Genomic DNA, 13,503 nt, shown 5'->3' with positions numbered 1-13,503 from the left:
AACTGGCGGGCTTTTTGCATTCAGCGGGGGCGCGGGATCAGCGCACGCGCATGCCGGGCTTGGCGCCGGGGAGGGGTTCCAGCACGTAGATGCCGGCGTCCACGGACTCATCCGCATGGCTGGCGGCCAGCACCATTCCTTCGGATACGCCGAACTTCATCTTGCGCGGAGCCAGGTTGGCCACCAGGACGGTCAGCTTGCCGATCAGGTCTTCCGGCTTGTAGGCCGACTTGATGCCCGAGAACACGTTGCGGTGACGGCCTTCGCCCGCGTCCAGCGTCAGGCGCAGCAGCTTGGTCGAGCCTTCCACGTGTTCGCAGTTGACGATCTGCGCAATGCGCAGATCGACGCGCGCGAAGTCGTCGATGGAGATGGTCTCGGCGATGGGCTCGCCGCCAGGCACCACCACGGGGGCGGCCGGCGGCTCGAACAGGTCTTCCAGCATCTGCGGTTCGACGCGCTGCATCAGGTGCTTGAAGGGCGCCACGCGCTGCGGCAGCACCGAGGCATCGGCCCAGGTGAAAGGCGCCTGCGCGCCGAACAGTTCCAGCGCCACGCGTTCGGACAGCGCCGGCAGCACCGGCGCCAGCATCACGGACAAGGCCTTGAAGCCGGCCAGCGAGCGCGAGCAGATGTCCTGCAGGGCGGCCTTCTGAGCGTCATCGGCGGTGGCGATGCCCTTGGCCAGCACCCAGGGCTGGGCCGTGTCGAACGCCTGGTTGATGCGATCGGCGTAGGCCATGATTTCGCGGATGGCGCGGTTGTATTCGCGCGCCTCGAACGCGGCGCGGATGGACTCCGCCTGTTCGGCGTACTCCGCGGCCAGCGCCGAGGTGTCGCCCGAATAGCCGAGGACGCCATCGAAATGCTTGGTGATGAAGCTGGCGGCGCGGCTGGCGATGTTGACGTACTTGCCGATCAGGTCGCTGTTGACGCGGGCGATGAAGTCCTCGGGGTTGAAGTCCATGTCTTCGACCCGGGCGTTCAGCTTGGCGGCGATGTAGTAGCGCATCCATTCGGCGTTCATGCCGAGTTCCAGGTAACGCAGCGGCGAAATGCCGGTGCCGCGGCTCTTGGACATTTTTTCGCCGCTGACGGTGATGAAGCCGTGCACATTCACGGCGTCAGGCGTCTTGCGGCCGGCGAACTTCAGCATCGCGGGCCAGAACAGCGCGTGGAAATACACGATGTCCTTGCCGATGAAGTGGACCTGTTCGGTGGGGCCGGCAGGATCGAGCAGCGCATCGAAGTCCATGCCCTTGACCGCGCAATACGACTTCAGCGAGGCCAGGTAGCCCACGGGCGCGTCCAGCCAGACGTAGAAATACTTGCCCGGCGCGTCCGGGATCTCGATGCCGAAGTAGGGCGCGTCGCGGGAGATGTCCCAGTCGCCCAGCTTGGCCTCGCCATCGTCCGAACCCAGCCACTCGCGCGTCTTGGCCAGCATTTCAGGCTGCAGATGCTTGCCGCCGGCGGCGTTGGAGCCGGTGGTCCATTGCTGCAGGAATTCCACGCAGCGCGGATCGGACAGCTTGAAGAAGAAGTGGTCCGAGGACTTCAGCACCGGCGTGGCGCCGGTCAGGGCCGAGTACGGGTTGATCAGCTCGGTGGGCGCGTAGACCGCGCCGCAAACTTCGCAGGAATCGCCGTACTGGTCCTTGGCGTGGCACTTGGGGCATTCGCCCTTGATGTAGCGGTCGGCCAGGAACATGCCTTTGACCGGATCGTAGAACTGCTCGATGGAGCGGGTTTCGATCAGGTCCTGTGCCTTGAGCGCGCGGTAGATGTCCTGCGATAGCGCGACGTTCTCGGCCGAATCGGTCGAGTGCCAGTGGTCGAAGCGGATGTGGAAGCCGTTCAGGTACTGCGGGCGCTCGGCGGCGTAGCGCGCCACCAGGGCCTGCGGCGTGATGCCTTCCTTTTCCGCCTTCAGCATGATCGGCGCGCCGTGCGCGTCGTCCGCACCCACGAAGTGCACCGTGTGGCCCGCCATTCGCATCGAACGAACCCAGATATCGGCCTGGATGTACTCCATGATGTGGCCGATGTGGAAAGATCCGTTGGCGTAGGGCAGCGCTGTGGTGACAAAAAGGGTGCGAGACATGGTTGTCTTTGGAGGTTGAGGGAAAAAAGGGGTAGGCCGGCCATTTTAGGGCAAGCGCGCAGACTTGCCGGACAGCGGCCCGTCAATGGCTCAACCCGCCCTTCGCGGCAGGCGAATCAGGCGGGTTGCGAAAGAATGCGGGGATGGGCGCGAATACACGGCAATTCCGCCGCGCGGACGCACAAGCCCACGGTCCGCTTGCGCCGCGGGCGGCGCAAGCATGCTGGAAAGCCGCCGTCAGCGGATTTCGCGGGCTTCGACGTCGATCACGTCGCCGCGCGGCTGCGTGGCGAAGGGGGCGGTGGCGGACTGGAACGGTCCCGGGCGGGCGCCCTGGCGCTGGCTCCAATAGGCGCGTACGCCGAAAGGTTTGCCGCGCACCTTGGCGACCACGTACAGGATCGCCACGGCGATCGCCGTGGAAAGCATGAACACCAGCGCCATCGCCATGCCGATCAGGGCCAGGGCGGCGAATAGGACGGCACGAAAGAAGCGGATAAGTGTGTTGGTCATGAAGATCGGATGCAAAACGCAGGGAAAGGTTCCCGGGTATCCGCTATCCTTTAGGGGATGGCGGGTCGCAGAAGCCGCGCTGCCTACGGAACCATAGTGACATGAGTATAACGATAGAACAAATTCGCGCCGCGCTGCGCGCCGCGCAGGACCCGAATACCGGTATGGATTTGGGCGTTTCTGTAAAAGATCGTGACATCAAGCTGGAAGGCGGACGGGTTTCGCTGGCGCTCGAGCTGGGGTATCCGGCCGATGCCGCGCGCACCCAGGTCCGCGATATCGCCGTGGCGGCGCTGGCCGCGGCCGGCGTGGCCGACGCCCAGGTCGAGGTGAGCTGGAAGGTCGCCGCCCATGCCGTGCAGAAAGGGCTGAAGCCCTTGCCCAATGTGCGCAACATTATTGCGGTAGCGTCCGGCAAGGGCGGCGTGGGCAAGAGCACCACGGCCGTGAACCTGGCCCTGGCCCTGGCGGCGGAAGGCGCCAAGGTGGGCGTGCTGGACGCCGACATCTACGGCCCCAGCGTGCCGACCATGCTGGGCATCTCGGGCCGTCCCGAAAGCCTGGACAACAAGAGCATGGAGCCGCTCACGGGCCACGGCCTGCAGGCCAACTCCATCGGTTTCCTGATCGACGCCGACTCGCCCGCCATCTGGCGCGGCCCAATGGTGACGCAGGCGCTGGAGCAACTGCTGCGCCAGACCAATTGGCGCGATCTTGATTACCTCATCGTCGACATGCCTCCCGGCACGGGCGACGTGGCGCTGACCCTGGCGCAGAAGGTGCCGGTGGTGGGCGCCGTCATCGTCACCACGCCGCAGGACGTGGCGCTGCTGGACGCGCGCAAGGGCTTGCGCATGTTCCAGAAGGTTGATGTGCCGATCCTGGGCGTGGTCGAGAACATGGCCATCCACATCTGCTCGCAATGCGGCCATGCCGAGCATATCTTCGGCGAGGGCGGCGGCCAACGCATGGCGGAGCAATACCAGACGCCCTGGCTGGGCAGCCTGCCGCTGACGCTGGCGATCCGCGAGCAGACCGATGCCGGTTCGCCGACCGTGGTGTCGGATCCGGGCAGCGAAGCCGCGGCGCTGTATCGCGGCATCGCCCGCAAGCTGGCAGCTGGCGTGGCGGCGCTTCCCCGCGACATGGCCGGGAAGTTCCCGTCCATCGTCGTGCAGCAACCGACCTGACGCATGCGGTGGGCAGCCCGCGCCTTCTTGGCAGGACTTGTTGTGATGACGGGCGAGGCGTTGGCCAAGCGCCCGGAAATCATTGTGGACCCCGGCGGCGTGCCGCCGGCCGCCCTGCAGGCGATTACCGAAGCCGTCGATGCGATCGCGCGGCTGGCGGAAGACCAGGACGGCGGTGAAATCAACCGCCTGCGTCGGCGCGCGCGCGACGCGACGCTGGCGGCCCTGGCCACCCAGGGCTATTTCTCGCCCACGGTGAAGCTCGAAGCCGGCACCGATATCGGCGGAGAAACCTGGGACATCAGTATCGTTTCGGGCGAGCGCACCACCGTTACGTCCGTGGACCTGAGCTTCACCGGCCGCATCACCCGGCCCGAGTTCGCGGCGCGGGTGCAGAAACTGCGCGACGACTGGCAGCTCAAGACGGGCCAGCCCTTCATCAACAGCGACTGGAACAAGGCCAAGTCGAACCTGCTGGACGCGGTGTCCTCGCGTGACTTCATGCTGGCGCGCATGACCGCGTCGCAGGCGGAAATCGAGGCCGATACGGCATCGGCCGCCCTGCGCGTCACAATAGACAGCGGCCCCCAGGTGCGCATGGGCGAGCTCACCACGGAAGGCCTGAAACGGGTGCCCGAGAAGCTGGTGGAGCGCTATGTGCGCTACTCGCCGGGCGCCGCCTATGACCAGAACAAGCTGGACACCTGGCAGCAGGACCTGCAATCCACTGCGTTCTTCCGCGGCGCGTTCGTGTCGCTGGAGCAGCCGGGCCAGGCGCAGCCGACTCCTGCGCCCAATGCCGACCGCGCACGCGCGCCAGGCTCGACCGATCTGGCGGCTGCCACGCCGGCGGGAGATCCTTCCGTGTCCGGCGGCATGCCGCCGCCTGCGCCCGCCTACGACTCGAACGGCGAAGTGACCTTGCCGGTGCAGGTACGGGTGGTGGAAGCGCCGCCCAAGCGGTTCACCGGATCGATAGGCGTGGACGACGAGGCCGGCCTGCGCGTGGAGTCGCTGTACCGGCAGAACGTGGTCTTTGGCCAGCCGGTCACCCTGGAGACGGGCTTCAGCGTGGACCGGCTGCAGCAGCGCGCCTACGCGGACTTCCTGTTGCCGCCGAACCAGCGCGGCTACAAGGATTCCTTCGGGGTCCTGTACGACCACTCCGACATCCAGGGGCTGGACGTGACGCGTTACGCGCTGGGCGCTACGCGCCTGCAGGAGCGCAAGGGCGCGGGCGATAGCCGAGTCGAATACGAGACCCGCTGGGGCCTGCTGCTGGCGGAGGATCACGTGAAGATCGACGGCGGCGACCAGTACAAGCTGCCGACCCTGACCGCCACGGCCGAATGGCTGCGCCGCGATGTCGATAACAAGTACGACCCGCGCGAAGGCAACCTGATCGCGGTGGGCGGCGGCGTGGGCGTGACGCTGGACTCCGGCGAACCCTACACCCGCGCCCGGCTGCGGGCCCAGAAATGGTGGCCCATCGGCAAGCTGGACGTGCTGACCGTGCGCGGCGAAGTCGGCCGGGTCTGGTCCAACAGCAAAGTGCGCGTGCCGGACGATTTCGGTTTCCGCACCGGCGGCGCGCGTTCGATCCGCGGCTACAAGTACCAGAGCATAGGCGTGAAGCAAGACGACGCTGTGGTGGGCGCGCCCACGCTGCTGGTCGGCAGCATCGAGTACGACCACTATTTCAATGAGCGCTGGGGCATGGGCGTGTTCGTGGACGCGGGCGACGCCGCGGAATCGTTCGGCGACATGTCGATGGCGGTGGGCTACGGCGTAGGCGCCCGCGTGCGCACGCCGGCCGGGCCCTTGTTCCTGGACGTGGCCTACGGCCAGCGCGACCGCGACCTGCGCCTGCACTTTTCCTTGGGGATCGCGTTTTGAAGGCCTTGCGCAAATTCCTGCGCCATGTGCTGGTGTGGTGGTTGCCGGGCCTGGCCATGCTGGCCGTGCTGGCGGGCGGCTTCCTGTTCTGGCTGGTCGGTTCGCAGAACGGCACGCGGCTGCTCCTGACCACCGCCGCCCAGCAATTGAATGGCCAGGCGCTGGACGTGAGCGGCTCGCTGTTGCGCGGCGTCTCCGTGGGCAAGCTGGACCTGGACGTCAGCGGCACCCGCGTCGACATCACGGACCTGCACCTGGACGTGAACTGGCGCGCCCTGGGCGACCGTCTGCTGCACGTGCGCGATGTATCGGCGGGCTCGGTTTACATCGGCCTGACCGCAACGCCCGAGACGGCGCCTGCCGAGGACGACGGCGAGCCTTTCTCCTTGCCCGAACTGCCGGTGGACATCGCTATCGACCGGGTGGCGCTGGGCGACTTCCAGTTGGACCAGGACGGCGAACCCTTGCCCGTGACCCTGGGCAATCTGGACGCCACCTTCGCCGCGGGCAAGCAGGGCGCGCAGTTGCGCATCGCCAGCCTGCGGGTGGGCCACGAGGCTGCGCAGGCGGACATCTCCGGGCAGGCCGAACTGCAAGGCATGGCCGATCCCTGGCCGTTCGCCGCTCGCCTGGACGTGACCGCGCGCGGGACCGGCTCCGATTCCCCGCTGTGCGAAGCCGACAAGCTGAGTGGCGTGTATGAGCGTCAGGCGGGCGCTGCCAAGAAGCCTGAGCCCAAGCCTGGCGCCAAGGCCGACCCCAAGGATGAATCCAAAGCCGGGGCCAGGACAGATCCCAAGGCGACGCCTTCCGAGCCGCCCCGGCCCGCCTGCCAGGTGGTGCTGCGCGCCGATGCCGCCGGTTCCCTGGATGGTATCCAGGCCAAGCTGGAGGGCGAGGGCTCCGGCCTGCTGCTGGACCTGACCGCCGACCTTGCGCCGCGCACGGCGCTGGTGCTGCGCAGCGCCCGGGCGCAGGCGCAACTGCCTGACAAATCGACCCTGGCCGCGCAGCTAGACCTGCAATCCGATAGCACGCAAGGGACGGGCCGCGACCGCATCGCGGGCACGATAAGCGCCCAGCGCCTGGATTTGTCGCCCTGGCTGGGCAAGGATGTTCCGCTTGCGGTCCTGACCGTGCGCGGCGACGTGCAAGCCGACATCGAGAACCTGAGCCAGCTACGCCACGCCGCGGTCGATCTGCGCTTCGAAGAGGGCACGCGCTGGAACAAGCAGCCCCTGACTGGCGCGCTCAAGGCCCAGGTGGATATCGCCGCAGCGACCAATAGCGCGGAATCCGCCGCCGTGCCGAACGGTGCCGCCTTGCCCGAGGCCGATCCTCTGGCCGGGCTGCGCATCCACGGCCTGGACGTGGACCTGAAGCTGGGCCGCAACCGGGTCCAGGCCAGGGGCGAGCTGGACGCCAAGGACGGCGCGCTGTCGCTGGACGCCCAGGCGCCCCAGCTCGACGCGTTCTGGCCGGGCATCCCCGGCGGCGCGGAGTTGAAAGGCAAGCTGGCGGGCACGCTGGCTGCGCACCGCGGCGAGCTCGCGGCCGGCTACACGCCGCCCAAGCCGCGCCCGGGCGTGCTGGGCGAGGCGCCCGCCAAGGCCAACATCGTCTTTGCCGGTTCCTGGGGCAAGGGGCCGGCCGGCACGCCCGACGCAGCCCTGCCGGGATGGCACGGCACGTTCTCGAGGCTGACGGCAGAGACCGCCGGCTTCACCGTGGCCGTGGACCGTCCGGTCACGCTGGCTTTCGTGCCTTCCGCCGTGGAACCGCAATGGCAGTGGCAGGTGGGGCAGACGGCGCTGAGCCTGACCCTGCCTGGCAAGGAGCGCGTGGTCCTGGCGCACCAGGGTTCGCGGGGGGGCGGCAAGCGTTGGGAAACGGCGGGCAAGGCCGACAACCTGGTGATCACGGCCGCCATGGCGCGCCAGGTGATAGGCGCCTTCGATCCCGAGGCCGCGGCCAAGCTGGGCAAGCGGCCCGGCCGCGTGAACGCGATGGTGCCCGAGGGCCAGCGCCGCATCGCGCTGGACGTCTTGTGGGACCTGAAGTTCGACGGCCGGCTGGGCGGCCGCGCGCGCATCGCGCGCCGCGAGGGCGACCTGCTGATACCGGGCGATCCTCCCATCCCGCTGGGACTGAAGGCGCTGGTGCTGGACCTGACCGCCACGCCGACCTCCGCCAACGCCAGCCGCCTGGACGCCAAGGTCAGTCTGGCCACCGACAAGATGGGCCTCATCAACGGCACCGGCACCGCCGTGTTGGTGGTGGACGCCAAGGGCGGCATGGCGCTGGACCCGCGCCAGCCGCTGCGCGCCAAGCTGGACGCGGATATCGCCGACCTGGCCTGGGTTGGCCTGTTCGTGGGCGACTCGATGGAAGTCGGCGGCACGGTCAAGGCCAATCTGGAAGCCCAGGGCACCCTGGCGGGCAAATGGTCGGCCAGCGGCAGCATCCGCGGCGACAAGCTGCGCGTGGTGCGCATCGACGACGGCGTGCGGCTGATCGACGGCACCTTGTCCGCTCGCCTGGACGACGACCGGGTGGTGCTGGAAAGCCTGCGCTTCCCGGCCTCGTTGCGGGTGATGCCGGCCGAATGGCGCACCAAGGAATGGATCACCACCAATCCCGAGGCAAAGGGCGGCTACGCCGAAGCCAAGGGGCAGTGGAATTTCATCGATGGCGGCGGCGATATCCGGCTGACCCTGTACCGCTTCCCGGCGCTGCAGCGTTCGGACCGCTACGCCATGGTGTCCGGGGTCATCGACGTGAAGGCGGCCATGCCGCGCATCGACATCGTGGGCGACCTGAAGGCGGACGCCGGCTGGTTCAGCCTGGAAATCCTGCAGGGCGTGCCGTCGCTGGACGATGACGTCAAGGTGCGCCGGCCGGGCGATGACCCCGGCACCGTCTCCACGCCGCTGCAGACCAGCATGAACCTGAAGTTCGACATGGGGCCGCGCTTCTACATCACCGGCATGGGACTGGACGCCGGCCTGCTGGGCTCCATTCAGATCATGCTGAACGATGGACGCCTGACCGGCGTGGGCGCGCTGCGCACCCGTGGCGGCGGCATCGAAGCCTACGGCCAGAAGCTGCGCCTGAGCCGCGGCACGCTGACCTTCCAGGGCCGTCTGGACAACCCCTTGCTGGATATCGAGGCGCTGCGCACGGGCGAACAGGTCGAGGCGGGCGTCAAGGTGGTCGGCACGGCGCAGCGGCCGCGCATCGACCTGGTGTCGTACCCGGACGTCAGCGACGTGGAAAAGCTGTCCTGGCTGCTGCTCGGCCGCGGCCCCGACGAAAGCGGCGGCGACGCGGCGCTGCTGATGTCGGTGGGTACCGCGCTGCTGGGCGGCGGGCAGCCGTTCTACAAGCAGTTCGGCCTGGACGACGTCAGCATCAAGACGGGCAACATCGGCAGCTCCGGCAGCATCCTGCCGGACCGCACGGTGGCCGGCGACGTCAACCGGGACAGCGACAGCCAGCTGGCCACGCAATTCCTGGTGGCCAGCAAGACCTTCGCCAACGGCATCACCCTGAGCGTGGAGCAGGCGCTGGCGGGCAGCGATACCGTCGGCCGCGCCAGCTACAGGCTGGCGCGCGGCTTGTCGGTGGACCTGAAGGGCGGGGCGGTCAATGGCATCGCGCTGGTCTACCGGACCTTCTGGGGGAACTGAGGCGGAACCGGGCGGCACGGTCCCGCCCGGCCCCTCGCCGGTGGCGCATCCGCACTCGGGATAAAATGGCGTCCATTCCATTCCCTAGCACCATTCCCACCATGAGCATCAAAAGCGACCGCTGGATCCGCCGCCAGGCCGAAGCCGGCATGATCGAACCCTTCGAAGCAGGGCAGGTCCGCACGGCCAATGGCGGGCGTATCGTCAGCTACGGCACCAGCAGCTACGGCTACGACGTGCGCTGCGCGGACGAGTTCAAGATCTTCACCAACATCAATTCCACCATCGTCGATCCGAAGAACTTCGACGAAGGCTCGTTCGTGGATTTCAAGGGCGACGTCTGCATCATCCCGCCCAATTCCTTCGCGCTGGCCCGCACGGTCGAGTACTTCCGCATCCCGCGCAGCGTCCTGACGGTTTGCCTGGGCAAGAGCACCTATGCGCGCTGCGGCATCATCGTCAACGTCACGCCGCTGGAACCCGAATGGGAAGGCCACGTGACGCTGGAGTTCTCGAACACCACGCCGCTGCCGGCCAAGATCTACGCGGGCGAAGGCTGCGCGCAGATGCTGTTCCTGGAAAGCGACGAAGTCTGCGAGACCTCTTACCGCGATCGCGGCGGCAAGTACCAGGGCCAGCGCGGCGTGACCCTGCCGCGCACCTGAAGTCTCAGTCCGCGCGCCGCGGCGCCGGACGCAGGTAGTCGATATCCCACTCGCTTTCGCCCGTCTGCACGAACCCGTGCCGGCGGTAGAAGCGGTTGGAATCGCTGTCGCGCAGCGCGCCCACGCTTACCGCCAGCCCCAGGCGGTCGGCCTCCTGCAGGATCTTGCGCATGACCTGTCCGCCCAGCCCCGAACCCTGCGCGGCGGGGCGGATGTACAGATGATCCAGGCGCAAGCCGTCACCCTCCGGGCGCAGCGCGTAAAACCCGATCCGCTGGCCATCTTGCTCGATGGACCAGGTGTGTTCCGGCCGGAATGTGCTGCGCAGCCGCGAGCGCGCGCGTTCAGGATCGAAGCGCCCCAGGCGCTCCAGGCTTTCGCGCATGGCTTCGATGCGCAGCGCCAGCAGGTCTTCGAAATCCGCTTCCGAGACCGGGGCGTATTGCAGCTGCGGCGTGGACAGCTCATCGTAGCCCCGGCCCAGGAACTGCAGGATGCAGATGCCGTGACCGTAGGGATCGCTCAGGTGGGCGATGCGGCCCCAGTTGTGCGAGACGGCCGGGTCTTCCAGGCGCGCGCCAGCGGCCACCGCCTGTGCGACCGCGCGGTCCGCGTCCTCCACCACCACGTCCAGATGCACCGGCGTCCAGTGCCGCGCATAGTCGCGCGGCTGGCGCGTGGCGCCGGCGGCAGGCGTACCCGCCGCCTTCTCCAGCAGATAGATGGGCGCCTCGGCCCCTGCCATCTCGGCCACCGTCTGTCCTATACGGCGTCGCAGCGTCAGGCCGAACGCGCGTTGATAGAAGTCGATGGCGTGTTCGAGATCGGGCACGTCGATGTTGACCAGGATGTGCATTGGGGGGCCGTCTGCTGAGTGAAGAAAAAAACATATCATGGCCGCGGCGCGCGGTGTTACTTGCAAAGCCGCTAAAGAACATCGCGGCCGCGTCCGTAAATGACAGTACATGTGTTTGCCGATTTGGCGACGTCATCTCCGCAAGCGTAAAAAAGCCCCGACCCGTGCGTTACCCCCATATCCCCTGGCTGCCTTTGTTGTTCTATCCTGCGCTGCCGGTGGCCGCTGCGGTGGGGCTGCTGCTGTGGCGCGAATGGCCGCCGGCCTTGACGCAGATCGTGCCGTTCGTGCCTTGGGTGATGGCGCTGATCGGCGTTGCGGTGTGCCTGATGTACCAGCGCGCACAGACCATGGTGCTGATGCTCAGCGTGCTGGCCGCCACGGCGGCCTGGCCGGCGCTGGCCACGGAAGCGCCCTGGGCCGTCGGGCCGGCGCTGGCGTGGTGGTCCCTGGCCTACACCATCAACGCCCTGTGGTCCGAGCGCTCCAGCATGTTGCTGGACCTGGCCGCCCGCATCGGCATGATCGCCGCCGGCGCGGCGGCGATTGCGCTGGCCGGCAAGGACGGCGTGAATGATCTGCTTGGCATGCTCTCCGTGCAGGGCAGGTTGGCCCACCTGAGCGTGCCGATCGAAGGATTGATCGCCTTGCTGGCCACGGGCCTGACGCTGACCCTGCTGTTGCTGCGCTATGGGCGTCCGCAGCAGGCGGGGCAGTGGCTAGGATTCGTGTGCATGGCGTGGGCCTTGCCGCGCGGGGCGGAGCATCCCGTCGAACTGGCGCTGATGTCTACCGCCGCGCTGACGGCCCTGTGCATCTCGCTGGCCCACGAAGGTTTCCACATGGCGTTTCGCGACGAGCTGACCGGCCTGCCGGGCCGGCGCGCGCTGAACGAGCGTCTGCAGCGCATGGGGCGCGTCTATACGCTGGCGATGGCCGACGTCGACAACTTCAAGGCTTTCAACGACACCCACGGGCATGACGTAGGCGACCAGGTCCTGCGCATGGTGGCGGCGCAGTTGCGGCGCGTGCCGGGCGGCGGCCGGGCCTACCGCTACGGCGGCGAGGAATTCACGCTGGTGTTCCCGGGCAAGACCGCGGCGGAAAGCATGCCGCACCTGGAAAGCGTCAGGCGCTCCATCGAGGCCTACCAGATGCGCCTGCGCGACAAGCCGGTGCGCCCCAAGGCCGACCAGATCGGCCTGCGCCGCCGCGGCGGGCGCGACGCGCGTAATGCGCGGCCGCTGCGGGTGACAGTCAGCATAGGCGTAGCCGAACGCAGCGACGCCCTGCGCGCGCCCGACGCGGTGATCAAGGCGGCGGATCAGGCGCTCTACAAAGCCAAGGACGAAGGCCGCAATCTGGTGCGGGCGTTCAGCACGCGGCGCCGGACTGGCGCGGCCTGATGCCGCGCCGCTACTTGCCGGCCAGCGGCAGCGCCATCAGCGCTTCGTCGTAGAGTTCGCCGTTCACGCATAGCGCTTCGCGCTCGCGCCCGTATTCGGCAAAGCCCAGGCTTAGATACAGCGCGGTGGCGGCCTGATTGTTGGCGGTCACGCTCAGCTGCACCTGGCGGATGCCGCGCATGCCCGAGGCATGGGCGATCGCCGCCTGCATCAGTTGCCGGGCCAGGCCCTGACCGCGGTGCGCCGGCGCCACGTACATGCTCCAGATGTGCGCTTTGTGGCGCATCTTCAGTTTGCGCTGGCGGCCCACGCCGACCATGCCGGCCAGGACCCCGCCGCAGAACGCGCCAAACATTGCGCTGTCGTCCGAAGGCTGGATCCAGCCGCGGATATCCTCCAATGTCAGCGTGTGTTCCTCTTCGTAACTCGATCCGAACGATTCAGGGGTTTCCACCAGGGCGTCCAGGCGCAATTGGCGCAGCGGCGCCGCGTCGGCGGGAACAAGGCGTCGGACGGTGATCGGGGACATGGTCGGCAAGTGTTGGGAATAGGGAACGTTCGGCGGTGGATTCGCCAGTATAGGGGGACGCGCTGCCTATAATGGTCCTAACGCCGCTTGCGGTTTTCACAAAGGAGCCAATGATGTTCGGTTTCCTCAAGACAAACCAGGACGCCAAGCGCGACGAAGTCCAGGAAGAGTTCGTGGCGCGCGTGGCGGGTGCTGCGCAGGACTTCGTCCAGGCAGCCGGCTCGGCTGGCGCCGTGCTGGATTACACGCCATCCAGCGTCCATGCGCTGGACGAAGCGCTGGAGGCCGCCCATCTCGGGACCTTGCCTCTCACTCCCATGCAGACCGTCGGCGCCGCCGCCTACCTCTACGAGGTGGGACGCCGCGCGTATGGCGGCCTCTACGAAGTGTGCGATGACGAGGACCCAGTGGTGCTGGTCTGCGGCGAGCCCGATTCCGAGGTCTGCTTCGGCGCCATCGCCAAGGTCGAAAGGCGCATCCGTTACGGCTCCGCCGAGGCCATCCCACCTTATTTCGAACAGTTCCTGATGGCCTTGCAGGCGGGCGAGGCCCGCACCATCCGCTAGCGTCCCGGCGCTTCGGGCGCCCGGTTTGCTTCCCCGTGCGGCCCGGCTCTCTGTGCTGAAAACGTCCGCTTTTGGCGCGATGACAACGG

10 protein-coding genes are annotated in these 13,503 nt (G+C 67.7%); 6 read left to right on the top strand and 4 right to left on the bottom strand.

Annotated elements, in window-relative coordinates:
* Positions 1-37: 37 nt before the first annotated feature.
* Together metG and DXK93_RS13765 are read right to left on the bottom strand one after the other, a co-directional pair.
* On the bottom strand, positions 38-2,104 hold the full coding sequence (metG, locus tag DXK93_RS13770; protein WP_119450330.1) for a methionine--tRNA ligase: 2,067 nt from the start codon (positions 2,102-2,104) through the stop codon (positions 38-40).
* A 237-nt stretch (positions 2,105-2,341) separates the two neighbouring features.
* Positions 2,342-2,617 (bottom strand): hypothetical protein, encoded by a 276-nt coding sequence (locus DXK93_RS13765; protein WP_006226181.1) that lies wholly within the window; start codon positions 2,615-2,617, stop codon positions 2,342-2,344.
* 101 nt (positions 2,618-2,718) lie between these two features.
* On the opposite strand from DXK93_RS13765, the gene apbC reads away from it, so the two are divergent.
* From apbC to dcd, 4 genes are all read left to right on the top strand, one after another.
* A complete protein-coding gene (gene apbC / locus DXK93_RS13760; RefSeq protein ID WP_054452002.1) occupies positions 2,719-3,807 on the top strand; it encodes an iron-sulfur cluster carrier protein ApbC in 1,089 nt (362 codons plus the stop codon).
* Between the two features lie 3 nt (positions 3,808-3,810).
* Complete coding sequence (locus DXK93_RS13755) at positions 3,811-5,703, top strand: autotransporter assembly complex family protein (RefSeq protein WP_119450329.1); 1,893 nt, start codon at positions 3,811-3,813, stop codon at positions 5,701-5,703.
* Entirely contained in the window at positions 5,700-9,392 is a 3,693-nt protein-coding gene (locus DXK93_RS13750; protein ID WP_119450328.1) for a translocation/assembly module TamB domain-containing protein, read from the top strand. The genes DXK93_RS13755 and DXK93_RS13750 overlap by 4 nt, the downstream gene beginning before the upstream one ends.
* A 101-nt stretch (positions 9,393-9,493) precedes the next feature.
* Complete coding sequence (gene dcd, locus DXK93_RS13745) at positions 9,494-10,057, top strand: dCTP deaminase (protein WP_041654363.1); 564 nt, start codon at positions 9,494-9,496, stop codon at positions 10,055-10,057.
* A 4-nt stretch (positions 10,058-10,061) separates the two neighbouring features.
* Here dcd and DXK93_RS13740 read toward each other — a convergent pair whose 3' ends face one another.
* Positions 10,062-10,913: a GNAT family N-acetyltransferase gene (locus DXK93_RS13740; RefSeq protein WP_119450327.1), complete on the bottom strand. Its 852-nt coding sequence runs from the start codon at positions 10,911-10,913 to the stop codon at positions 10,062-10,064.
* Positions 10,914-11,077: 164 nt separating this feature from the next.
* On the opposite strand from DXK93_RS13740, the gene DXK93_RS13735 reads away from it, so the two are divergent.
* Positions 11,078-12,319 (top strand): diguanylate cyclase, encoded by a 1,242-nt coding sequence (locus DXK93_RS13735; RefSeq protein ID WP_054451999.1) that lies wholly within the window; start codon positions 11,078-11,080, stop codon positions 12,317-12,319.
* 10 nt (positions 12,320-12,329) lie between these two features.
* Here DXK93_RS13735 and DXK93_RS13730 read toward each other — a convergent pair whose 3' ends face one another.
* The gene (locus DXK93_RS13730) at positions 12,330-12,848 is read right to left on the bottom strand and encodes a GNAT family N-acetyltransferase (protein WP_119450482.1); all 519 of its coding nucleotides are present in this window, start codon (positions 12,846-12,848) and stop codon (positions 12,330-12,332) included.
* A gap of 113 nt (positions 12,849-12,961) precedes the next feature.
* On the opposite strand from DXK93_RS13730, the gene DXK93_RS13725 reads away from it, so the two are divergent.
* Positions 12,962-13,414, top strand: a complete 453-nt coding sequence (locus tag DXK93_RS13725) for a hypothetical protein (RefSeq protein WP_054451998.1) — start codon at positions 12,962-12,964, stop codon at positions 13,412-13,414.
* Positions 13,415-13,503 lie beyond the last annotated feature (89 nt).

Source organism: Achromobacter sp. K91, from assembly GCF_003576205.1.
GTDB classification, from domain to species: domain Bacteria; phylum Pseudomonadota; class Gammaproteobacteria; order Burkholderiales; family Burkholderiaceae_B; genus Achromobacter; species Achromobacter aegrifaciens.
The sequence above is the reverse complement of the archived record's forward strand: the minus strand, read 5'-3'. Positions and strand labels throughout refer to the sequence as shown.

Bases quoted from the DNA above. Each gene is read 5' to 3' on its own strand.
- DXK93_RS13730 (WP_119450482.1), bottom strand. From the start codon at position 12,848: ATGTCCCCGATCACCGTCCGACGCCTTGTTCCCGCCGACGCGGCGCCG.
- DXK93_RS13755 (WP_119450329.1), top strand. From the start codon at position 3,811: ATGCGGTGGGCAGCCCGCGCCTTCTTGGCAGGACTTGTTGTGATGACG.
- DXK93_RS13740 (WP_119450327.1), bottom strand. From the start codon at position 10,913: ATGCACATCCTGGTCAACATCGACGTGCCCGATCTCGAACACGCCATC.
- DXK93_RS13725 (WP_054451998.1), top strand. From the start codon at position 12,962: ATGTTCGGTTTCCTCAAGACAAACCAGGACGCCAAGCGCGACGAAGTC.
- DXK93_RS13765 (WP_006226181.1), bottom strand. From the start codon at position 2,617: ATGACCAACACACTTATCCGCTTCTTTCGTGCCGTCCTATTCGCCGCC.
- metG (WP_119450330.1), bottom strand. From the start codon at position 2,104: ATGTCTCGCACCCTTTTTGTCACCACAGCGCTGCCCTACGCCAACGGA.
- apbC (WP_054452002.1), top strand. From the start codon at position 2,719: ATGAGTATAACGATAGAACAAATTCGCGCCGCGCTGCGCGCCGCGCAG.
- dcd (WP_041654363.1), top strand. From the start codon at position 9,494: ATGAGCATCAAAAGCGACCGCTGGATCCGCCGCCAGGCCGAAGCCGGC.